A 22605-nucleotide genomic window follows, 5' to 3' on the forward strand; every position below is an offset into this window, starting at 1 on the left:
CCGAAGTGGCATCGGCGGCGGCGGCCTGACTGATTCCCAGTCGTTCCGCTACCATTTTGCTCAATTCAGCCCTGTGTATCAAATTCGCCATCTGATTTTCACCTCCTGCATCTCTGTGCGGCTTTCCTGAGTTCACGACACTTATCAGAGTCTAAGACCGACGCCAATAATATATGACGCATCGGCTCGATACAATAATTGACGGTAAGTTGTTGCATTCGATCTCCGTCATATGCCCACTACCATTCAACACGCCTTCTAACGGGACAGTTCTACTTTGAAGCCATACTCGATTTTTCCCAGCGACGACTCGTAATCCGCAATGATAATGTAATCCCCGCCAGGGAGCCTCGGCAACGAGAACTTTTCTAGGGTTTCTCCACGCGTTGCCACGACTCTGTGGACTTCTGCCCCTAGCTGTAACTCTCGACTTCGGCCTCTGTTCGCCCGTCTATTCTGTGCCGGGAACACTCGCACGCGGCTGATCCGCTCCGGATTGGCGTCATCACCCAGGACACCAACATAGAAGCGTCCTGGTTCCAGTGCCTCTGCCGAACCGAATCCGTTCCAGTCTGCATTGTCCTCACACTTGCGGGCGTTTCCGCCTACCGGCCAACAATACGCCCCTCTCCAGCCGGGATAGCCATACGGCGGCGGTGATTCCGCGAATTTCGGCCAAGTCCCCATCACCACCTTGGGCATAGGCGGATCCCCGATGTCCTCTGCGTATGCGTCGGGCCAGCCGTCAAGCTGTTGCACACATGGGTTGTACACCGCACTAGGGCATGCGGGACGAGCGACAATCTGCTTTATGATGGAGTCGTTTTTCAGCGCAGTTTCGAGCGTAGCCTGCCCCTCCTCCGTTTTGTAGTCAGGCTTGGGCGATGCCTTGAGTGTGCCGTTTCCGTTCAGGTGAACGACAGATCCCGAACGCAAATCAGTCAATTCAATCGGTGTCACCTATTCTGCCGGAGCCCTCCTGAGCGCGCAGGGAGGGAAGTACCGCACATACAGATATCCCTCGACGAGCTTTTGGTCGCTGCTTGCCGCACCCGCACCAGGTGCTGACCGGGGAAGCGGCGTAGCCGGGGGTTGAGGTGTGGGTACGGGCTGTGTTCCAAGTCCCATCTGGCAGCCGACTGTCATCAACGACAGAATCGCCAGAATCACCCACTTAGCCGATGTCAGTCTTATCGTGCCCATGTGTGCTCTCTTCGCCAGTTGTCATTCAGGAATCACTGCCTCGTTGTAAATACAACGTCTTGTGGGGCGATCTGTTCCAGTGACTAGGGTAGCGCATGGGAGAGATTGCGTTAGGCAGCGTGATGCAAGGAAAGAGTGTATTTGTTGCATTATTCTTTGCTATCATTCTGCTCCCCGTATTCTTGAGGGGGAGTCAGTCGAAAGGAACCATTCGAGCTTCTAGGGCGTTATAGTCATGAGCAGTCATCAGGACTCTCTGAAGAAGGAAGAAGAAGGATTGGAGGACACAGATGAAGAGAACGGCGGCAATTCTGATTACGGTCGCGGCTGTACTCGCAACACTGGCGGTGGTGTCGCTTGACAGAAGCGAGGCAGCCACATCGTCAGGCGAGGGACTGAAGGCAAGTGACCAAGGTCCACCGTCATCCTATGGCAGCGACGGCGCGGGCATTTGGGTGTCGGGTCAGGGTACAATATCGGTCGCGCCCGACCTTGCCAGGCTGGAACTTGGCGTGGACACCAGAGCGGCAAACGTGTCCGAAGCTAACAGTCAAGCAGCAGAAGCTATGGACGCCATAGTAGAAGCGCTAAAGGCCAGGGGCGTGGAGGACAAGGATATTCAGACAAGCAGATTCAGCGTATATCCACGATACGACCATGTGGAAGAAGAGGTGGACGGGGTTCGCACCAGCAGAGAGGTACTGACGGGCTACCGCGTCAGGAACAACGCGACGGTGAAGTTGCGGGACCTCGACACAATCGGAGAGGTAATAGATGAGGTGGTAACGGCAGGCGGCGACGATGTACGGATAAACGGCATCAACTTCACGCTGGAAGACCCTAAGCCCAAGATGGCCGAGTTGCGTGAGATGGCGGTCGCCAACGCCAGGGCGAAGGCGGAGCATCTTGCGGAACTGTCCGATGTTGCGGTAGGTCGGCTGATTTATATCAGCGAGGGAGCTGCCGGACCATCTGTCAGCGGCTTCAATGACTTCGGCTTGGAGTCTGCATACTTCGCGAGTGCCGCCCTCGCCGCGCCGAGCGTTAGCGGTGGCGAAGTTACACTCATGCTCGGGGTTCAGGCGGGATTCGCCATCTACTAGCGTTGCTCATCCTTAAACGCAACAGGTAGGCGGCGGTCAGAGAATCGTTTAGCTTGCCTGTTGCGGCTGCGTCGGTCAGGAGGTTTTATGAATCTGAGGACTATCGGGCTTCTAAGCAGGAGGTCGTCAGTAGCGATAATCGTATTCGCCGCCCTTGCCACGGCAGCCCTACTTGCGTGGCTGTTCCTGCCGCCTAGCTACGGTGCGTTCGTTTCCATATCTCATCTCGACTACTTCAAGGACATGAGCGACCCGAGTGTTCTGGTCGGCTCGGCGGATAATGTCTTCTTCGGGGAAGTTGAAGAGAAATTGGGCCAGACCACGAAGAACGGGTGGGTGGAAACTCAGTACAGGGTTAGGGTCATGGAAGTCTTCAAAGGCTCGTTGAGTGGTGAGGTGACCGTCAACCGGCACGGGGGCTATGACAGGTTGACCAGGACGATAGAGATGGTGGATGGCGCTCCAGACATGCCCGAAGCGGGAAGGAGATACCTGTTTGCGACGCGCCTGAACTCGGTGGAGGACTGGCATACCTTCCCGCCCGGCTACGGGGACATAGCAGTGTGGGATGACGAACATGCCGACGAACTGCGACGGATATTCACCATTGCAGTCGAGAGCGAGGTCATCACGGATCCGTGAGGCAAGCGACGCTGGTTTCCTTCTTCTCTTGGCTATGTACCCTGTGATCCAGATATATGAAATAAGCAAGAAAATCGCGTGAGATCAGTGGGAATGAGTGACAGTGCAGTGGGAAACCCGCTGTGAGCGTCGGTGGTGGCTTTCAGACGAGTGGAGCTGCCGGCAGAGGTGGGGATGCGTGGTCATGTGGGCTCAAACGGCGCGAGAATGACATCGAATGGCTCTCTGCGCTTTAGTAAGAGCTTCGCCCCTTGGCTCCTTCTCCTTCCGGCTCCGTGAGAATTGCGATGAGTTGACATACTGTCAAAGGTCGGCGGATTGGCAATCTTGACGCAACAGATGTAATACCAATTCGGTTTACTTATGTCACAAAAGAGGCTGGCTTTTAACTCGGAAAAGTTGAACACAATTGGTCCACAAGCCAGGGTGTGTTGACATTCAGATTCTCCGGCCAGAAAATGGCGATTTCCGATGCCAAAAGTCGGGCCATTTTGCCTGTTTTGCGTAAACTGAACCATAAATTTAGGAGTGAACCAAATCGAAGCGTTTGCGTGCCAAAGGTACGCAGACATTATGCGATTCCGTAAATCGTCAAATCATAACGCATAAGGTCGCTCAGTTTCCGGAAGGTCTGGGCGATAGTGAGATTGATGGGAATGCCTGTCTGGCCTGGTTGATTTCAATCAACACACTGGAAAGCGAAGGGCCGCCACACGACGTTGATACGGACTGAGGGAGCTCGCCGGAGTGGATCTGTTCTCCTTCTACGGCGCTGGACCTGACTCCCGGCCACTCCCGCCTCCTACTTCGGTTATGACATTCGACCCAACAGTCAATGTCTCGGTGCCAGCCGTTCAACAGCTAGCCGATTCATGCTGACACCTGCTTCAGCAGCATCCATCGCCAAAGCGCGGTGGGTCTCCGGAGGAACGCGCAGAGTGATCGTCCCACTATAGCGTCGTGCGGACAATGGCTCCGGTACTTTAATGCCCTCTTCCAGATTCAGTTGGACAGCATCGGACACCAATTCTCTAATCCCGGTCAATGCCCTTTCCGGAGTATCGTCCAAGTGACTCAGCAAGCCGAACTCGGCGCACAGGCCGACGTATTCCCCATCCTCATCGGACCAGAAGACTCGGTAGGTGTATCGGTCAATCAATTCAGGCATGCATTTCCTCCAATCTGTCGATTGCTTTGAGCGCCTGACGGACTTGGTACGGCTTAGCCATGCCTCGAACTGGCTGGATATTCACCAGTGGCCTGCCCTGCCAGGGCATTCTATAGATGAGATGGCTGCCTCTCTGCCTCGGCTCTCCGAAGTAATGGTCGCAGACCTTTCTGAGATCGTCGAACCTGACATTCCGAGGGTTGCGCCGCATATTGTCCAGTGTTCTATCCATGTATAAATGATGGCACTAATGGAAGCACATGTCAAGAACAACGCCAGCTTCCGAGAACCTTATACCAACTTGTTTTACTTATGACAGGAAAGCTTTGCCGTCAGCGTACCGATGGTTGGTGCGCGGGTGGGCAACTGATAATCACCACTGCCACAGATGAATAATTCACGCCGTTCCCCTGCCAGACACTCTAATTGCCTAGTTTGTCGAGCAGCCCCTTCGCCTTGTCAACTGCCTCATCAGCCTTCTCGACAGCCTCTCTACTGCTCGGAATCTGCGGTACAGCCGGGATGTCATGCTCCACGCGCCCGCTAGAATAGTCCGGTTCCCCCAGCACTCTGTCCTCCCCAGGTCTGACGACAAGATTGAACGGCAGGCTCGCCTTCACGAAGAACGTTCTACCCAAGACATCGTAATCCACGTTAAACACGACACTCGCGGTCGCAGTGACCCTATACTCCCCATCCGACACTAGCCTCGCCGGAGAGTATGACCAGTGAACCACATCGTTAACCCTATCCTCGACATACTCACCGCCAAGTTCTTTCAAGAGCCAGTTATCCCCGACGACGAAGCCGGCAATATCTTCTCCCAACTTGTCGATGTTACCCTCGATATATTCCCTCGCCATTTCATCAGGGTCCCGCTCTCCACCTATCAGCAACACCCCAATAACGACAAGGGCGAGTAATACCCCTATCGCACACGACAGAATCACCCACCGTGTACCATTTATTTTGCCCTTCCGCTCATCCACATCATTCCCATTCGTTCCGTTCGCCATTAACATCCTCTATGTGAATCGTTTATCAACCTATCGTTCCCTATTCTGTCCTGCCATAAGTAAGACGCATAGATATAAGTATTTTGTTGCATTACGTAAGGTCTCCCTCTTGCGCTAAACTTTCCAACAGAGGCAATAAAATAGACTCGCTCTCGGGAGGTATTAATGTGGCGCATTTCTTCAAAACTGCTTGGCGAATGATCTACTTCTGGAGATTTTTATTGGCCGGGATGAGCTTAATGTTCACGATGGCTGTTCTTCGTGTCGAACCCGGCGATTCTGGCCTGTCCTTCGACGATGCGATAAAGGCTCCACTTTTCGCCCTTATCAGCGCGGGAACCCTATTTATAGGTATGATTCCCAAAACGCCTGATCCAAATGACGTGATTCCAGACATAGCTGTGCGTATTACTGGCGCGACCACCGCCTGTCTTGCCGGCTGGCATTGGTTATCAGCCGAAACTAATGGTAACCCTTCTCAGTATTTATACGTATTGGCTCCCGTATTTATTCTGATTGTGGTCATACTTGTCGTGTTCCCTTTACTCTCTTACACCACGGTCTTTTTCTTAGATGGGAGCCATTCTAGAACCACACCAGAGGATGAGCGGAGAAGGAGATGACGATTATGCACGGAAACCCCTAACTTCTTCCTCACAGTTGGGCCCCAAATCGGGTCATTTTCATCTGCAAGATAATCGTAGTTATACTCTACTTACTCATGCCGTTTCTCGGTTTCTTCATCCGCCTCGATCCGAGGTAAGCGATTGAACCCAGGAATGGATTGGATGAACGGATGCGAGGAAGTGCCGTATTTCCTTGCATCCGGTGCAGTGGCGATTGCGAAGGGGTCTGATTGGCGTGAGTTCTCGTTGCTGCCATGTCATCGTATATAAGGTACCGCGCTACTCTTCTTCCTGCTCTTCCTCTTTAACCACCCGAATTGTGCCATCTGGAGACAATTCCACGTGTTCGTCCGCCGCCGCCGCCAGAGCTGCCTTACGCATTCTATCCAGAAGTTCCTCGCGCCCTTCCTCTTGTTCGTCACTCCACTCAAACATTACCATCGCAATTCTCCATTTACATCATCTCAACGCCCGTATACCACGACCACCCTGCATGAAGTGGTATACGTACCACTCACCGAACAGCGAACTCTCATCCGGCAGATAGTCCTACTCGCGTCTGCATAGCCTCGCGTAGCGGAATATGATGCCCAGAGCTTCCGACTTAGCGAGCGGCTTCGGATACAATAACCTGAACCTCCCCGCGCGCGGCCAGTCGTCTCTGTAGGTCGCTTCTTGCTTCACCGGATCCAGCGTGCCCCCAACGCGACACTTCGCGTAAGGAACTATCATCGCCGGGAACGGGAGTATCCTGTGCATGCCAACCTCCTGCCTCAAGCGTAGAGCCTTGACAGGACTTACGCAAGATTCTCATGTATTGGTTCGATGCAATGAGGAAAGTAGGATGTTGCGTCTGCGTTGCCGCCCGATATGCGACACAAAGAGTTGGGACAGCCGGTCCGTGGTGTAGCGGCTGTCCAGCAGGGTTTCATGGCTACAGGCAGGAACTCGGAATCGTTCAGTCGCTCACTTATACATACGAGTCTGCAAGGTTCATCTCTACGAGGGACGATGGGATGCTGTCTGAGTTGCCTGAGATAACTATACTCAACCAGGGGGATGCCAGACTACTGGAAACGCTGTCAATGGAACAATTCGCCTCCAGAGTTCGTCTTAAAGTATGAAGTAGATCCCAATTCCTCGATAAAGGAGTATCTCGTGCTGTTCGCGAATTCAAAGATACTGCTAACGTTAGTCACTTTTCTTGTGTCTCTGTCCTTGATTGCCTGCGGCGACCTTGGGGAGCGGCCGGACCAAGAGCCGAAGCCAGAGGCTCAAATGCGCGCGGACTTGCCGACACCCACACCCGAGCCAATCGCTACCGCCGCTCCGGTGGTGTCCGAAGCGACGCTTCCGATCCTCTCTCTGACCCATGCGGGCAGAACACTAAAAGCCCGGCGGTACGAAGGATGCTGGACACCGCCAGCGGCGTCGGAATTTCAGTGCGTAGAATCCTCCCTGAGCGGTGAGCTCGAAGACTATCATGAGGTCGAAAGCGGTGACAGAATCGCGATCGCGATCATGCCGGATGAGCGTCCCACCAAGCTGATGGCGACAATTTTCACGAATCCCGGCGAAATCCTGGTCGGCGATCTGATGCACCTGTCGCGGGTTGAATCAGAACTCGTTGTGGACCTGCCGCCCGGGAGATACAACGTAAGACTGCACGCGCAGTGGTTTGAGGACGGTTCTGAAATAAACCACAAGGTGAACTACGTGGTCGGCATCGAGATACCGGGAGAGGTAGCGCTGGAGCGGCAATGTATATCGACCGCGCAGGGCGGGATTCTGGGAATCCTCCTGGAATCACTGGACGATCCAGCCCGCACAGCCGTTGACGCTGTGAATTTCGGCAGATGTTCTTTCAACAAGGAGATCTCTCAGGTGGTGTTGACTCTGGAGAACGATAGCTTTCGGTATGTCGAGACGTTCCAGCTGGACCCACCATCTCTCCAGGTCGGACTTCCTATCCCCGAGGACACTGTGTCCCAGAGTACAGGAGGACCACTTCCTCCGGGGCTCTATGAGCGTCAAATAGTCGCTCTTACCGCGGATGGCGCCGAGATAGAGATTCCTGCCCGTGAGGTCAAGTTATCGAGCGGTCCGGCGGACCCGGATGCGCCAGTCTTCTTTCTCCATCATCAGGAGCCTCCCAGCGCGGACTTGACCTCAGATCCAGAGCAACTCGACGGATACCTGCACGTGCAGGACAACTGTTTATATGTCCAGAACGGGAAAATTCCGGTGTGGCCCTCCAGCTTCAGTATCAGGGAGCAGGAAGGGCAGGTTGAAGTTCTCAATCAACACGGTGTCGTAGTAGCTCGCGAGGACCACTACGCCATCCTGAACGGTAGGCTGGTGCGCATTGCCGACCCTCTGGGATTGCAGTTGAACAATGCGATGCCACTGTGGTGCCCGCCGGGTGACCTGTGGATCGTAGATTTTGTGCCTGACTCCGGCAGCCTAAATTTCGTCGCAAGCGATGATGACCCGGCACTATCCATACTTTTCAGGCACTAGGCATTCAACAGATGAAGGTAAAATGTTGCAGCCTGTCATCCCTGCGCGTTGGTCGACGACAATCCCTCCGGCGTCGGAAAGGCTGGCCTGGGCAGCCTTTCCGACGTGCCAGCGGTTACCGAGCCTCCACTTCCTCTCCGAATGGATTTATCACTTGCAGACCATCGTAGTCTGCTGCGCGCTCAGGTCTTCGGAATAGACCACATCGCACCCCAGGGCACGAGCTGCCTCAAGAATCGCGCCGTCCCAATAGGACAGCCAATAGCGGCTACTGATTGCTACAGCTTCACGGAAGACATCAAGCGTGACATCCTAGACAGGAAATCTCAGAAGAGTTCCGAGAAAAGCCAGCGCGTCATCGTGGGTCAGACGACCCAAGCCTGTGCGGCGTGTTGCCTGGTAGTAGAACTCCTGAAATACCTGCACTGATAGCGCCAGATCAGACCGTCTCAACAAATCACGGGCGCGCCGGCGTTTGTGCGCCTCTTCCGGCAACGGGCTGACGGCGTAGAGCAGCACGTTGATGTCAGTGAGACGCATTGATCCTTTCGGTCACTTCGGCGTACAGCTCATCGCGAGTCAACCTTTCCGACACTCCTACACCACGGGCATCGAAGTCCGCAAGCACTTCGTCCAAGTCGCGTGGACAAAGCACAACGGGTAATTCCTCCTGATTCGGAACGGTGGATATACCGCCGACGGGCCTGTTTCTTGCGAGGCTCCTCAGAAACTCCCTTACCAACGCCGTGACTGACGTGTCCAACTCCGCCGCACGGATGCGCACCATCCGATGGGTTTCCTCGTCAACGGATACCGTGATGTTCTTCATTGGGTTGTCCTCACAGAAAATGTGATTCACAGTATAGCTCGACTGAAGTTCACCTCTCAAGAGCATACGGTTTCAACTCCAACGCCGCAACCTGTACGTGCAGGTTGTCCGTCACTACGTCAGTGGTCAGCCGGGTGCGGTACTTATCCGGCTGTTCGGTCAGGCGGCAGGCAATAGTAATGGCGGAGTAGATGCCGACATGACATTCACGTCGCGGATTCACGCCCATTTCCGCTGTGAGCACCCAAAGGATGGCATTGAGAGAAACCTCTCCTGTCGGCAAATGAGCATTACGGACTTCCTCCCGTATGACGTCTGTCCCGTGCTCCAAGCGCAGATGGAAAATTACGACAGGGCTGTTGCCGCGGGGATGCCAATGGTACAACAGCACTTCTCTTCCCTCAGCATCATGAATTTCATAGGAATAACTTCCGACGATCATCCGCCAAGACGAACTCTGCTCACATTTAGGCCCTGGATCTCCTTGTTGAGTTGTCGGTGCGGAAGCTTCCGCATCGCTTGACAAGAGCGCTGGTGCCCGGACCATCAAGCCTCTCCCGAAGCCCAGCAGGAACTGTGACAACGAGGACTTTCATCTGGTTGACGGCCTGGGTACGGGCCACTACAGCTGAGTTCTTGGCGCTCTTGAGCATACGGATCATCTCGACTTCGCCCTCGCCAGACTTGGGAGTCGCGTCGGCGACACCGGCAAGCACTGAGCGCGCTGCAACCTCCGCATCAGTGGGGGCACTCTTCCCCTTGCGATGGCGGACAGAACGGTCCTGCCTGTTGACCTCGACGACCGTATAGTTACTGCCGGTCAGGAAGCGCGTGAGTCCTGCACCGTAGGAACCGGAGCCTTCTATGCCGAACGCCTGAATCTGTCCCAAGCTGCGGGACCACCGCTCAAACTCCTCGTACCCGCATACGGCGACGGGCACCTGCTTCTCGTCAAGCAGGACACCTCGCCCCTCTCACCCACCTGACAAACTGACACGTTTGCAAGGCAAACACAACATACAAGGTGTCCACGCTGTTCAAAGCGCGACTACACTTTTGCTCCACCGCAAAAGAAAACCTCGATATCGCATCGGTTGAGTTGAAGTCGAAACGCTGATGGTAGTAGGCTACTTGGTACCTAGGATGTGTTTGTTCATCCAACCTAGCAGTCGCGAAAGATACGCCTCCCTGAGCTTGGGGTGACCGGTCCTGACGAAGCCGTGGGAGCTGTCCGGGAACCGGACGAACTCGACTTCCTTACCCAGCCGTTTGAGCGTCACGAAATACTGCTCAGACTGCTCTATCGGACAGCGATGGTCGGCCTCGCCGTGCATGAGAAGCACCGGAGTTTCGACATTAGGCGCGTATGTAAGGGGAGAATGTTCGAGGAATGCGTCCAGCGCGTCCCAGCGATTGCCACCCCACTGTACCTCTCCGAACCTGACGCCTATGTCTGACGTCCCATACATGCTGGATAGGTTGATGCAAGGTGCGCCGACAACGGCAGCCTTGAATCGAGTATCCTGTCCTATAATCCAAGAACTCATAAAGCCGCCGTAACTGTATCCGGTGATACCCAGTCTGGACTCATCCACGTAGCCGCGCTCACAGACAATGTCCACCGCCGACATAATATCCAGGTAGTCTTCCCCCCCCCAGTCGCACAGCACAGCCTTCATGAAGTCCGCCCCGTACGTGGATGACCCACGCGGATTGACCGCCAGCACAATATACCCGGCTGTTGCCAGCACCTGCTGCTGGGCGCTGAAGCTGTCGGAAAAGACCCCATGCGGCCCGCCGTGAATGTCCAGGACAAGAGGGTAACTCGAACCTGGGTCGAAATTGGGTGGGAAAAGCAACCGGGACTGTATCCCGAATCCAGCCCTGCTATGCGTGAACTTCTCCAATTTCGCCGGCGGGTGTTCCTCGAAGTACGCGCTGTTGAAGTCAGTCAGTTGCCTGACAGCGCCGGAAGTGATGACCACATGGTGCAGATCCCCCGCCGAATCCGGAGGCGTCGTCAGCACAACCGCGGTCTTCGCGTCTCCATCGAATGAGACCTGTGACATCAAGCCGCCGCTCGTTGCCTTTCGCACATTGCCCGTATCGGCGTCGGCCTGGTATATGCCGGATTCACCTTTTGCGTTGGCGATGAACGATATCTGACTGTCATCTCCCCAGCGCATCTCCGGTGCAGGCACCAGTGGTGCGTATCCTCCCGCCAGGGTGATCGAGTCGTCGGTTAGCTTGCGTGGAGCGCGTTCGCGTTCGATTATGAATAGCCAGGACTGCCAGCCTGCGCCTGCTGTGTCGTCGTCTGAGCCTCCGACCGCCATCGCGTCACCGGACGGCGACCAGCAAAGCGAGGCAACGCTGGAGAGACCCTGAGACATCGGCTCTATGCGGCCGCCGGATGCCGGCACCACATAAACGTCGGAGTGGCTTGCCGTTTCACGATCAGGCCTCCTATCCGCAATGAATGCGATTGACGAGCCGTCGGGTGACCAGATGGGAGCGCTGTCATCGCCTTCACCATCGGTGAGCTGCCGCGTCTCCCCTGAATCCAGGTTCACCACGAAAATATGCCTGAACGCATCGCCCCTCCATCCTAGGCCGTCCGCCCTGTACCTGATCCGCCTGGCGATACTAACACGAGGTTCTCTTTTTGGATCGTGGTTGTCCGGGGCGGGATCTGGGTCGACGTCCGATACGAATGCGAGTGCGCCGGAGTCCGGAGACCAAGCGATGTCCGTGACGCCTCCATCAATCCCTGTCAACTGGTATGCCTCGCCGCCGTTCGTGGGCATGGTCCAGATCTGGGGCTTGCCGGCGTCGTCAGGTCGGACGAACGCGAGATAGCATCCATCGGGCGAAAATCGCGGACTGGAGTCACTCTTGCCGCCGGTAAAGGTCGCGACTTCATTCGATGAAATGTTCATCATCATGATCTGCGATCTGGTCTCGGCGCTGTCCCTATCAACATGGGACCGAACGAAAGCCAGTCTCTTACCGTCCGGAGACACCGACGGAGAGATAACGCTCACAAGTTCATACACGAGTTCGGGAGTGATGGCGGAGTTCATGGCGAATAGTCCTTTCTCAATGTGATAAGGCTATCTTAACCAGATAGGGGCTCTAGTGGTCAAGTCGGCAGTGTAGATTGTCAGAGATAAGGGCAGCACTCAAATGGGGACAGGTTGGCCTGCTACAAGAACAGCGGGTATTTTCTTGCATCTCATTTTCGGAGGATGGGGCACTGGTCAGGAAACAGCCCGTCACAAATAGTGAGTGGAGCGATCAGCTGGAACGGGCTGCTGGGCTAAGCCTGGGTCGCCCTCTGTCCCTGCATCTGCGTTGCAACAAGCTGCGCGTACAACCCGCCGCTTGCGAGGAGTTCCTCGTGCTTCCCCTGCTCCACGACCAGTCCCTCGTCGAGCACCAGGATGTTGTCGGCGTCGCGAATTGTGGACAGCCTGTGTGCCATCACGATAGTCGTCCTGCCGGACATGAGCCGGTTGAGCGCCTCCCGCACAGTCGCCTCGCTGATGGCGTCCAGATGCGACGTAGCTTCGTCCAATATCAGCACCGGAGCGTTCTTGAGGATGGCGCGGGCAATCGCGATTCGCTGCCGCTGACCGCCCGAAAGCTGCATTCCCCGCTCGCCGACGCGGGTGTAGTAGCCGTCAGGGAACGACTCGATGAACTCATCGGCGTTGGCCTGCATCGCGGCCTCCTCCACCTCCGAGTCAGTCGCGTCGTACCGTCCGAGTCGGATGTTCTCGCGGATAGTGTCATTGAACAGGTAGGTGTCCTGTGCGACGAGCGCCATGCGGCCGCGCAGGTCATCGAGCAGGAGCTCACCCAGTCTGTGGCCCTGCAGGGCAATATCGCCCCGGTCCGGGTCCCAGAAGCGCATCATAAGATAGGCAACCGTGGTCTTGCCTGCCCCTGAGCGCCCCACGACGGCCACGGTCTGCCCAGACCCGATGCTAAAGGACACGTCGACCAGCGCCTGCGGGTCGCCGTCCGAGTAGGCAAATGCCACGTCGTCAAAGTCGATGGACGGTGTGCCCGACTCTGCCTCGCCGGCGAGGTGCGCCACGCCGGGCCCGTCCTGCACCTGCACTGCTTCGTCGTGGACGGCGAGAATGCGACGGGACGCGGCCAGCGTCTCCATCATCTGCTTCATCGTGCGAGCCAACTCGGTTACCGGGCTGAAGGACGCCAACGCCAGAACGCTGACGAGCGGCAGCTCCGCCCTTGCTATCTGTCCCTCGAGAACCAGCCAAACGCCCATTGCCAGCACAGCCAGGCCACCGAGTCCCATCATTGCCTCAATGAAGCCTATCTGGAAGGCCTGCGACTTCTGGAACCTGACCAGGTGTCCGGCATAGTTCCAGCTCCTATCCGTCAGTTCCCGGTTTCGATCGGGTCCGCGGCCGAATGCGACAATCTCCCGCATGCCCTGGATGCTGTCAACCATGTAAGCGTGGATCTCACCTATGCGACCGCGGATTTCGGCTCCGACCCGCTCGATACGGGCGTTGGCGAAGAACGGGCTGACGGCCACTGCCATGAGGAACGGGGCTAGCACCACGGCGATGGGCCAGGATATGATGGCCAGCGCCGTCAGCAGCCCGCCCGGTATCAGGACCGCAACGATCATAGGCGACACGGCGTGAGCGAAGAAGAACTCGACCGTCTCCACGTCGCCGCCCACAACGCTGACGAAATCGCCGGAGCGACGCCGGACCATGTAGGCCGGCGCTAGCGGCTCCAGCCTCTCATAGAGGTCGATCCGCATTTTCGCCAGCAGCCTGAATGCCATGTCGTGCGCCTGCCACGACTCCAGGTAAAACAACAGCGCCGAAAGCGGAGCAAAAATGCACACGAGAACGAGGTAGGTCGTCAAAGGTTCGTCGCGGAACACCGCCCCCACCAGAAGCGCACTGAACGCCCCCAAGAGAATAACGGAGCCGTGATGGAGCAGCCCTAGGGCTAACGTTCCGAGGAACTGGAACTTGACCGGCCCGACCAACCCGAAAAGCCTGACCCATACATTCAAGGAGCGAATGTTGACCGCCTCGTCGCTGTGGTGGGAACGGGACGGGGCGCGATGATTTTGGTCTCCGGTCGGGCGCAGATCAGAGACGTGGTTAACGGAGACGCGCGAACTCACCCGGTCGGGAGCGGAAACCGCCGCGATGTCGATCATGCCCATCTGAGCCTGCTGGCGCATGAGGCCGGCGTAGGTGCCGTCGGCGGCCATAAGCTCAGCATGCGACCCGATCTCCACAGCCCGACCTTCGTCGAGTACCAGGATACGGTCTGCCTTGATGACGCTGGAAAGACGGTGAGCAATGATGAGCGTCGTCCTGTCTTCCATCAGACGGTCGAGCGCAGCCTGGATGACGGACTCATTTTCGGCGTCGACGCTGGAGAGCGCCTCGTCCAGCAGCAGAATTGACGTGTCTTTCAACAGCGCCCGTGCAATCGCCAGTCTCTGGCGCTGTCCTCCCGACAGACGGACCGCCCGTTCACCCACGACGGTGTCGTAGCCCTGGGGCAGGTCGGCAATGAACTCGTGCGCATTCGCGGCGCGGGCGGCCTCCTCCAGCTCTTGCCGCGTGGCGTCCGGCTTCCCAAAGCGCAGGTTGTCGGCGACTGTACCGTGGAACAGGTATGTGTCCTGGGTGACGACCGATATGTTGTCCCTGAGCACGTCCAACGGGAGGTCTCGGAGATCATGGCCGCCGAGCTTGATTGAGCCGGTCTGGGGATCGTAGAACCTGTACATCAGCCAGATCAACGTTGACTTCCCCGCACCGCTGGCGCCTACGACGCCAAGTGTCTCGCCCTTGCGAAGGTCGAACGATACATTCTCGAGCGCGGGTCGGTGGCCGCTGTCGTACCCGAAAGTCACGCCCTCGAAGGAGACTTCGGGGCTGATGTCGGGAGCAGCCTGTCTGAGGATATTCTCTGATTCGATGATTGTCACCGGCTCGTCCATAATGCCAAAGACGCTTTGCGCCGATGAGAGCACAGTCATGCCCTGGTGGTATAGGTTGGTCAGCTCCCGCATGGGACGGAACACTTCAACCCCAAGCATCAGCACGATGAGAAGAGGGCGCAACTCCATGTCGCCGTTGCTGACGCGAACAGCGCCCACGGCAAGGGCTATCGCGGCGCCGGCGGCCATGAAGAGGATCGACGCGCCGCTCGTGGCGCCATTGGCGGCGACTACGCCCATGGTGCTCTTGTAGAGGTGGTGGGCCCGCTGCGCCAAGGCGCTGCCGCGGCTCTTGCTCTGTCCAAATGCTTTGAGCGTCGCCAGCCCCTGTACGCTGTCCAAAAAGTCCGAACCCAGAGCGCCGTAGGACTGACGGCGCCTGTAGCTGCTGTCCCGGTTCCACCGATAGAACATGGCGGGAACAACTAGCGCAAGGAAGGCGAACAGCAGGAAGATGAGCGCAATGTACAGGTCCAGCGTCACCATGTAGATGAAGATGGCAACGGGAGCGATAGCGGAGACGATGATCTGGGACAGGTATTGCCCGAAGAAGGTCTCCAGCCGCTCAATGCCTTCCACTATCGTGAGGACGACGTCGCCTGTCCGGTTACGGTCGGCGTACCCCGGACCGAGTTGCAGTGTGTGCTCGTAAACTTGCTCGCGCAGCCTGATCTTGACGAGGTTGGCGGTGTGATGGCTCACCGCGTTCTGCCAGTACTGGAAGACGCTGCGAGCGACGATGAGGGCCGCGATGACCAACAGGGACAGCGTGAGCGCGGTGAAGCCCGCCTGCCCAGTGATGACCCGGTAGATAACTACGCCGGATACTGCCAGTCGAGCAACGCCGGCGCCCACGGCGACCAGGCCCAAGGCTGCAGCGAAAAGGATCCGAAGCCGCACGCCGCGAGTCAGTTCGAACAATCGCCAATCAAAGTACATCGCCCAACTCCTGCGAGCCATTGCATATACATTTTTATGCAAATAATTATCTTTGCTATTGCATACTTGGGCAATCCTCCATTATAGCACAGTTTCGCAGTACGTCAACCCTAGCAGTGTCCCGTAGAGTGGTGTAGCAGAGAAGGTAGACTAGAATAAATGAAGCCATCGCGTCATCCTTTAGGAAATACAAGCCTGATACAAGGAGGACGACGATGGTAAGAGCAAGTATGGACATATTGGAGCTGTTGCGCAAGAGAGGGATGGACGGTGACGTGGACTTTTTGCGTGAGGCGCTGGGGGTTCTGGTCGAGGGGATAATGGACACCGAGGTATCGATGAAGACAGGCGCCGGCTATGGCGAACGCAGCGTGGATCGGGTCACTCAGCGCAATGGATACCGTAGCAGAAGCTGGGATACGCGGGTAGGCACGATGGAGCTGCACATATCGAAGCTGAGGGACGGGAGTTACTTCCCCCCAGTCTGCTTGAGCCGCGGCGGCGGAGCGAGAAGGCGCTGTTGGCGGTGATACAGCAGGCGTACGGGGAGGGCGTGTCCACCAGGAGAGTTGACGATCTTGTGAAGGCGCTGGGATGCGAGGGCATCTCAAAGAGCCAGGTGTCTCGCATCTGCCGTGGTCTGGACGAGGTGGTGGAGAAGTTCCTTAGCCGGCCTCTGGACGGAGGACCGTATGCGTATCTGTGGCTGGACGCGCTGACGCAGAAGGTGCGGGAAGATGGCAGGATAGTCAACGTGAGCGTGGTGGTTGGCACTGCCGTGAACACGGAAGGCAAGAGAGAGAGCGTGGGTCTGGACGTGGGCACGAGCGAGGACGGTGCCTTCTGGCTGAGCTTCCTGCGTTCACTGGTGGCGAGAGGGCTGACCGGTGTGGCGTTGGTCATCTCTGACGCTCACCAAGGGCTGAGGGACGCCATAGCCACAGTGTTCGGCGGTGCGTGCGGCAGCGCTGCCGCACGCACTTTATGACCAACTTGCTGACGCGGGTGCCCAAGAGGACACAGCCGTGGGTGGCAACGATGGTACGCAGCATATACCGGCAGCCATCTGCTCAGGAGGTGCATATCCGGCACGAGAAGGTAGTCGAGCAGCTTGCAGAGCGCTTCCCGCAAGCAGCCTCAATGTTGGACGAAGCTGGATCGGACATCCTGGCGTTCACACACTTCCCTATGGAGTACTGGAAGAAGATCTGGTCGAACAATCCGCAGGAGAGGCTGAACAAGGAAATACGAAGGCGGACCGACGTGGTGGCCATCTTCCCGAACAGATCGGCGGCGATGCGGCTGGTTGGCGCGGTGCTCGCCGAGCAGAACGATGAATGGATACTCAGCAGAAGATACCTGCCGCCGACCTCACCAGCTTACAGTGAAGCCCTGCCGGAGGTGCAGCTCACATAGCCGACCGCGGCTTAGTAGAACACAAGCAATTGTCGCGTATCATCGGAGGGGAGATGGAGAGGAGCGGTCGGCGGTATTCTGGCAGCGGTCGTGTGCGGAGTTTTCCTCGGTTCAGCACTGAACCTTGGCACCCTTGCGCCGGTCGCCGCTGTCACATCCGCCATCCTCGCAATCTCTGGCCGGGCCGGCGCCAAATTCATTACCAAGATTAAGAGGACGGCGGAGGTTGAATACACGGATCGGTTGCTCCCGGGTTACGGCGGCGTCCTTGACAGGGTGGGCTCGCTTGTGGGGAGTCTCATCATCCTATATCACGTGTTGGCGTTCTCCAGTGGTTCCACAGCCTGAACAGGAGTGACAGAGGAATGGAATAGATCGGGCGACACTCCTTCTTGCCCGCGAAGGCAAGGGGAGACCACTGGATATCCGTGGCGGAAAGATACAAAACAGACGCCGAATCTAACGCCCGATGTATGTCTGTGACTCGAGAAAACTCACCAGGAAGTCCTGACTAATTGGCTCATTACGGGGGAGCCCGGGATATGGGTAGAACTGGTCGGCACGGGGCGTCCAGACGTGAGTGGGAAAGTCCGCCGACAAATGGTCAGGAAGTTGTTCTGGATTCGCGAGTCCGCTTGCAAAGATCAGGTATGAGTTCCCCACCGCCATTTTCACCGGACTGTAATCTCGAGCCGCGAAGCGAATCCTCCGCGGTCCTGTGCCTCGCCAGAAGCGGGTCACCTCCATGGTATAGAGCCTGAATCTTATGGTTTTTCCAGTCTTTTCACCCTTGTACTTGAAAGAATCCTCGTTCACTATTTCTCCCTCAACTACCAGTGCAGACTCTGCTGCAATTCGGTGGAGATCTGGAGGACGAGCGAGTAACGGATCTTTGGAACCGGGAGGACCGGGACGCTCGAGCTGGAGGAGGCCGAGCATTCCAAGGCCGGCCACGATCACAAGCGCAATGCAGAGACGAAGCAGAAGGCTCCTGTGCTCTATAGATTCTGCGAGCCTGTTGCGATACCACAGGTATCCTCCGTAGCCGACCAGCAGAAAGCCCGGTAGGGCGAACGGGAGATTGCCAAGAAAATCCGGGTTAAGATGAGGCAGTATGTACGCGTAGAAGGACGAGATGTAAATGACGCCCGCGACGATTGCGCCCAGCGGAACGAACGGTAAAGCCCGTAGCCGAACAGAGGCGACGATTACCCCTACTCCCAGGAAGCCAATCATCATTGTAAATAGCGGGCCGATGCCGACCCCGTCACGACCTCCGGCCGCGAGGTGGGCCGACACATTGAACGACAGGGCGGTTCCAAGGATTACTATGGCCATTCCCAACCAGGGAATCACGAAGAACCTTGGGCGAATGGCCAGCAGCGCACACGACACTACGAACAGCAGGCCACTCGCGCCAAGCGAGTACAAGATGCTCATGTTGTCCCCTTAAAGCATGTAAGTTTCACGGACCTTTGATATAGGAGCCGGTGAGCTCGGCGAAGGAAGTACGGCCATTAGTCTCGTTGCCCCAGCGCTGAACATTGCCCGGCTTGCTCACCCATGGGTCTTTTTGTTCCCGCCGCCCTCCATCCCGGACATTAGAAAAATCCGGACAGAGTCTGCTAAACCCCATCAGAGGGCCGGGCGACTATTGAGCAACACACTACTCGACATCGACCATTTCCACCAGCTCAGAGAAATCACCGCCGGTTACGCGCAGCCAGTAGCGTCCGACAGGCGTCTCGGCAGGAATTCTCCTATGCCCCTCAAAGATGCCCGACGCCGGATAAGTACCAAGCTTCGTCACGGGACCGTCTACCTACTCAAGGTTCAGAGTCGCCGAATCCCCATCGATGACGTTGTCCCAATTCCCCAATGTTATCTTGAATGGCTCTCCTGACTTGATCTTCTTAGGAATGCCAACCTTAGCTACCGGCATCATGTACTCATCCATCTCCTCCCACCACCGACTGAGTTCAATGGGTGTCACAATTCCCTTGCCCTCGACCCACCACATATCGTTTGCGCGAATCCACCTGCCATGGCATCTAAGGCCGAAGGATTTCTTTGCGTCAGAACCAGACCAAGGCTCGCACCTCGAAACTTGTCTGACTCGCAATTTCGTCTCGTCACCGTAGAGAAGGCTCAGGTAGCGGCCGCGGTCATTGGACCGAAGATGCTCATCGGTCTGAACGGGTACGGCCGATTCAATGGCATGCGCAAGACTGTCTATCACGGGTCGGTCCGCGGGCAGCTGCTGAAACAACGGCCTCAACTGCCTACCGCCGATTATAGATGCCACCCAGCTGTAAACGGCTTCGGCGGTCGGCTCCGCACTGGGGTCTAAATTGTCGGATTCGGGCGGCATGGATTTGGCATGGCCAGGCGTTATGAACAGGGGCTGGGAAGCTACCAGCCTCTCAGGATGCTCCAACTCCAGGACTCCGCTCACTATGTATGCGCCGGGAGGGACGGGAATTGCAAGGTTGTCCACCTGCTCCCATTCGCCTGTGAACTCCAGTTCCTCGCCAGGCGCCAGAGTTTCATGGTCTAGTACCGAGAGTGTGATCCTGCCACACTTCCAGTTCCATACCGGAACCCCTTCCGGCGTCGAAACCCTGAAGTCATGAGGAGGCCTGCCGCCGAGTGAAATGCTCACCGGTCCATCACTGATGTTTCGCAACTTCAGCTTCAGCTGAATGGTTTCTCCAGGTGGAGCCTGATCCACAACCTCCATTGAGAAGTCTATGGCGGGGATGAACGCCTCGTCCGGAGGAGGCCCATCGTCGAGGGGCCATTGCGTGATTTTCGGGCATCCAATTTCGATCGCTACGGCTCCCAATGGAACGCCCGCCGTCGCTATCGCGGTTTCCACTTTCTCACGCGCCTCGCGCCGTGGCTGGACACCGATCTCTATGCGGTTGTTCGACTCGTTCAAGTCCGTGAACCAGACACCGGGTACCTGCCAGATGACACTGCTTAAGGATTCATACCAGACGGAGAGATCGGACTTGCTGTATTCGTGCTTCGGAGCTTCTTGCGTTTCAGCGCTTGACACGCGAACACTCCTGAACACAGCCATGGCTTTCTGCTGTTGAGGGGGCCACAGGTTCTCCCCTACGATGCTGAGGCTGTGGCCATCCAAGTCAGAGAAATAGACTCCAGTATACCCGCCACCTTTGATGGAAATCAGTAACTTAGCTTCCACTCCACCTACGTCTTCGTGATATACGAAATAGTCGCCCTCCGGGTCGTCGGCCGGGTCCAGATTCCACGCTCCCTTTCCGTAGTGGAACGTCAGTCGGATGTCATCATCGCCTACCACTTCTCCCACGTATGCGTCGCCACGCTGTGCTTTACCCGGTTCCCAGCCAAAAGGCACTTGGAGAGAGAAGCCGGTCTGCCCAGGCAGTCCCGGTACCTCCACTACTTTCCAATCTGGTTGCGGCTTCGCCCAAGCGTGCCCAAACGGTAGAAGAGGACCCCTGAATGTCTCACCGGAGTGCGTGTCAACGACAACTCTGTCTCCCAGCGGCTCCTCGAGGTAGACATTGACGGTGTCAGCACAGGCCAGTCCCCCATGCAAAGGAGTGGAGAAGGCAATGATCCTTACCCGCACGTCGACGTCCGTTTCGTGAGACATCGCCACTCTGGGAGCTCCATGACACGATGCGACTGTGAGCATAAGCGTGTCCGGGGCGTCCAATCCTGCATCCATCACGTTGACGCCGCTGCGCCATGCGCCTCCGCCGAGGTAATACCAAACCATCAGACAGGCAATGAAGACCAACAGGCTTGTCATCAAGACGGCGACGACCAGCGGCCATATACGACCGGACAGGAATCCCTTTGAATCTGAATTGCTAGCCATAGACCCTACTAATCAAACGTTGGACCAGCCACTCATCCGTGCCTGAAGGAGTACGTAGTTATCAGGCCGGATACTCACAGCGCGCGAATCCCGATGCACGGAGAAGCTCCAAGCTGAGTGAGGCGCAGACCAGAGATCGCTTCGCCTTCTTCAGAGGCTCCTACGCAGTTCTTTTGCGAGGATTTCCGGCCAGGGTAGCAGCCTAACACGATTACCACGCTCCTGGTCCGCGCCGACCAGATTCGGGACGAGGTTTTCCGGAGAGCGCGCACTGACATCTCCCTCGGCCTTCTATGCCACCCTAGTAGATGGCGAAACCAGCCTGAACGCTGAGGGAAAGCGTTACCTCGCCACCGCTGACGCTCGGTGCCCTCAGAGGTGCAGGTGCAGGCGCCGCAGGCCAGGAAGAGCCACCCGCGAACCCTCTGGCGGGCGGGCCAGCAGCGCCTTCGCTGATGTATATCAGCCGCCCAAGCGTGACTTCGGACAGCTCAGCAAGATGTCCGGCCTTCGACCTGGCGTCCGCGACCGCCATCTCGCGCAACTCGGCCATTCTCGGCTTTGTGTCTTCCAGCCGGAAGTTGACGTCGTTTATTTGAACGTTATCGCCGCCGGCCGTCACCACCTCATCTATGACCTCGCCGACACTATCAAGGTCCCGCAGCTTTACCGTCGCGTTATTTCTGACGCGGTAGCCTGTAAGCACCTCCTTGCTGGTACGAACGCCATCCACTTCCTCTTCCACACGGTTGTAACGAGGATAGACGCTGAATCGGCCCGTCTGAATGTCCCCGTCCTTGACGCCTCTGGCCTTGAGCGCTTCAACTATGGCGTCCATTGCCGCCGATGCCTGGCTGTTGGCCTCGGACACGTTCGCCGCTCTGGCCTCCACTCCCAGTTCAAGGGTAGCCAGATCGGGCGCGACCGTTATCGTGCCCCGGCCCGACACCCAGATGCCCGTTCCGTCGGTGCCGTACGACGCCGGAATGCCTCGTTCGTTCAGGTTCGAACCTTTGTCCGGCGATGCCGCCGCCTCTGTTCCGTTCATTGACACTGCCGCCAATGTGGCAAGGACGGCCGCCACCGCTATCAGGATTGCCGAGATTCTGTTCATCGCACTTCTCCTATTCTTTGCTTTGCCGTATGTGAACAACCACTCAGGTCGCCATGATATACAACGCCGTGGTAGTTCGTCTTGTTCCTAAAATTCGGTCTCATTATCCGCTTAGCGACCAAGAGTATGAAGCATGTACAGAAAC

At 56.9% G+C, this 22605-nt stretch carries 23 protein-coding genes; 8 read left to right on the plus strand and 15 right to left on the minus strand.

What is annotated here, in order from left to right; translation table 11 throughout:
* Positions 1–258: 258 nt before the first annotated feature.
* Positions 259–936 carry a hypothetical protein gene (locus tag F4X57_08675; protein MYC07230.1) on the minus strand — a complete coding sequence of 226 codons (678 nt, stop codon included), beginning with the start codon at positions 934–936 and terminating at the stop codon, positions 259–261.
* 557 nt (positions 937–1493) lie between these two features.
* On the opposite strand from F4X57_08675, the gene F4X57_08680 reads away from it, so the two are divergent.
* The gene (locus tag F4X57_08680; GenBank protein MYC07231.1) at positions 1494–2306 is read left to right on the plus strand and encodes a DUF541 domain-containing protein; all 813 of its coding nucleotides are present in this window, start codon (positions 1494–1496) and stop codon (positions 2304–2306) included.
* An 87-nt stretch (positions 2307–2393) separates the two neighbouring features.
* Positions 2394–2948 carry a hypothetical protein gene (locus F4X57_08685; GenBank protein ID MYC07232.1) on the plus strand — a complete coding sequence of 185 codons (555 nt, stop codon included), beginning with the start codon at positions 2394–2396 and terminating at the stop codon, positions 2946–2948.
* Positions 2949–3780: 832 nt separating this feature from the next.
* On the opposite strand, the gene F4X57_08690 is transcribed toward F4X57_08685, so the two are convergent.
* The 3 genes from F4X57_08690 to F4X57_08700 all read right to left on the minus strand — a co-directional run bounded on the left by F4X57_08690 (position 3781) and on the right by F4X57_08700 (position 5132).
* The gene (locus F4X57_08690) at positions 3781–4116 is read right to left on the minus strand and encodes a toxin-antitoxin system HicB family antitoxin (protein ID MYC07233.1); all 336 of its coding nucleotides are present in this window, start codon (positions 4114–4116) and stop codon (positions 3781–3783) included.
* Positions 4109–4327, minus strand: a complete 219-nt coding sequence (locus F4X57_08695; GenBank protein ID MYC07234.1) for a toxin HicA — start codon at positions 4325–4327, stop codon at positions 4109–4111. Before F4X57_08695 ends, F4X57_08690 begins: the two co-directional genes overlap by 8 nt.
* Before the next feature lie 211 nt (positions 4328–4538).
* On the minus strand, positions 4539–5132 hold the full coding sequence (locus F4X57_08700) for a hypothetical protein (protein MYC07235.1): 594 nt from the start codon (positions 5130–5132) through the stop codon (positions 4539–4541).
* Between the two features lie 167 nt (positions 5133–5299).
* Here F4X57_08700 and F4X57_08705 point away from each other — a divergent pair, with 167 nt between their 5' ends.
* The gene (locus F4X57_08705; protein MYC07236.1) at positions 5300–5755 is read left to right on the plus strand and encodes a hypothetical protein; all 456 of its coding nucleotides are present in this window, start codon (positions 5300–5302) and stop codon (positions 5753–5755) included.
* Between the two features lie 552 nt (positions 5756–6307).
* Here F4X57_08705 and F4X57_08710 read toward each other — a convergent pair.
* Complete coding sequence (locus F4X57_08710; protein ID MYC07237.1) at positions 6308–6517, minus strand: hypothetical protein; 210 nt, start codon at positions 6515–6517, stop codon at positions 6308–6310.
* Positions 6518–6817: 300 nt separating this feature from the next.
* Here F4X57_08710 and F4X57_08715 point away from each other — a divergent pair, with 300 nt between their 5' ends.
* On the plus strand, positions 6818–8278 hold the full coding sequence (locus tag F4X57_08715) for a hypothetical protein (GenBank protein MYC07238.1): 1461 nt from the start codon (positions 6818–6820) through the stop codon (positions 8276–8278).
* A 312-nt stretch (positions 8279–8590) separates the two neighbouring features.
* Here F4X57_08715 and F4X57_08720 read toward each other — a convergent pair whose 3' ends face one another.
* The 6 genes from F4X57_08720 to cydC all read right to left on the minus strand — a co-directional run bounded on the left by F4X57_08720 (position 8591) and on the right by cydC (position 16077).
* The gene (locus F4X57_08720; GenBank protein MYC07239.1) at positions 8591–8818 is read right to left on the minus strand and encodes a PIN domain-containing protein; all 228 of its coding nucleotides are present in this window, start codon (positions 8816–8818) and stop codon (positions 8591–8593) included.
* Positions 8805–9107, minus strand: a complete 303-nt coding sequence (locus F4X57_08725) for a hypothetical protein (protein ID MYC07240.1) — start codon at positions 9105–9107, stop codon at positions 8805–8807. The genes F4X57_08720 and F4X57_08725 overlap by 14 nt, the downstream gene beginning before the upstream one ends.
* Positions 9108–9156: 49 nt before the next feature.
* Positions 9157–9549, minus strand: coding sequence for a hypothetical protein (locus F4X57_08730; GenBank protein ID MYC07241.1), 393 nt, complete (start codon positions 9547–9549; stop codon positions 9157–9159).
* Between the two features lie 25 nt (positions 9550–9574).
* Positions 9575–10066: an IS110 family transposase gene (locus F4X57_08735; protein ID MYC07242.1), complete on the minus strand. Its 492-nt coding sequence runs from the start codon at positions 10064–10066 to the stop codon at positions 9575–9577.
* 168 nt (positions 10067–10234) lie between these two features.
* Positions 10235–12190: a S9 family peptidase gene (locus F4X57_08740; protein MYC07243.1), complete on the minus strand. Its 1956-nt coding sequence runs from the start codon at positions 12188–12190 to the stop codon at positions 10235–10237.
* A gap of 236 nt (positions 12191–12426) precedes the next feature.
* The gene (cydC, locus tag F4X57_08745; GenBank protein ID MYC07244.1) at positions 12427–16077 is read right to left on the minus strand and encodes a thiol reductant ABC exporter subunit CydC; all 3651 of its coding nucleotides are present in this window, start codon (positions 16075–16077) and stop codon (positions 12427–12429) included.
* Between the two features lie 194 nt (positions 16078–16271).
* On the opposite strand from cydC, the gene F4X57_08750 reads away from it, so the two are divergent.
* Genes F4X57_08750 through F4X57_08760 form a run of 3 tightly spaced genes read left to right on the plus strand, consistent with a single transcriptional unit; the run spans position 16272 to position 17472 of the window.
* Positions 16272–16586, plus strand: coding sequence for a hypothetical protein (locus F4X57_08750; GenBank protein ID MYC07245.1), 315 nt, complete (start codon positions 16272–16274; stop codon positions 16584–16586).
* Complete coding sequence (locus tag F4X57_08755; protein MYC07246.1) at positions 16469–17044, plus strand: hypothetical protein; 576 nt, start codon at positions 16469–16471, stop codon at positions 17042–17044. Before F4X57_08750 ends, F4X57_08755 begins: the two co-directional genes overlap by 118 nt.
* On the plus strand, positions 17041–17472 hold the full coding sequence (locus tag F4X57_08760; protein MYC07247.1) for a hypothetical protein: 432 nt from the start codon (positions 17041–17043) through the stop codon (positions 17470–17472). The genes F4X57_08755 and F4X57_08760 overlap by 4 nt, the downstream gene beginning before the upstream one ends.
* Here F4X57_08760 and F4X57_08765 read toward each other — a convergent pair.
* On the minus strand, positions 17428–17502 hold the full coding sequence (locus tag F4X57_08765; GenBank protein MYC07248.1) for a Hok/Gef family protein: 75 nt from the start codon (positions 17500–17502) through the stop codon (positions 17428–17430). The genes F4X57_08760 and F4X57_08765 overlap by 45 nt on opposite strands.
* Before the next feature lie 45 nt (positions 17503–17547).
* Between F4X57_08765 and F4X57_08770 the strand changes: the two genes are divergently transcribed.
* Complete coding sequence (locus F4X57_08770) at positions 17548–17820, plus strand: hypothetical protein (GenBank protein ID MYC07249.1); 273 nt, start codon at positions 17548–17550, stop codon at positions 17818–17820.
* A gap of 111 nt (positions 17821–17931) precedes the next feature.
* Here the strand turns inward: F4X57_08770 and F4X57_08775 are convergent, their stop codons facing one another.
* The 3 genes from F4X57_08775 to F4X57_08785 all read right to left on the minus strand — a co-directional run bounded on the left by F4X57_08775 (position 17932) and on the right by F4X57_08785 (position 22460).
* Positions 17932–18912, minus strand: a complete 981-nt coding sequence (locus tag F4X57_08775) for a hypothetical protein (GenBank protein MYC07250.1) — start codon at positions 18910–18912, stop codon at positions 17932–17934.
* A 382-nt stretch (positions 18913–19294) separates the two neighbouring features.
* The gene (locus F4X57_08780; GenBank protein ID MYC07251.1) at positions 19295–21346 is read right to left on the minus strand and encodes a hypothetical protein; all 2052 of its coding nucleotides are present in this window, start codon (positions 21344–21346) and stop codon (positions 19295–19297) included.
* A gap of 301 nt (positions 21347–21647) precedes the next feature.
* Positions 21648–22460 carry a DUF541 domain-containing protein gene (locus F4X57_08785; protein ID MYC07252.1) on the minus strand — a complete coding sequence of 271 codons (813 nt, stop codon included), beginning with the start codon at positions 22458–22460 and terminating at the stop codon, positions 21648–21650.
* Between the last annotated feature and the right edge of the window lie 145 nt (positions 22461–22605).

Source organism: Chloroflexota bacterium, assembly GCA_009840355.1.
Taxonomy (GTDB): Bacteria; Chloroflexota; Dehalococcoidia; order Lucifugimonadales; family JADFKI01; genus Bin90.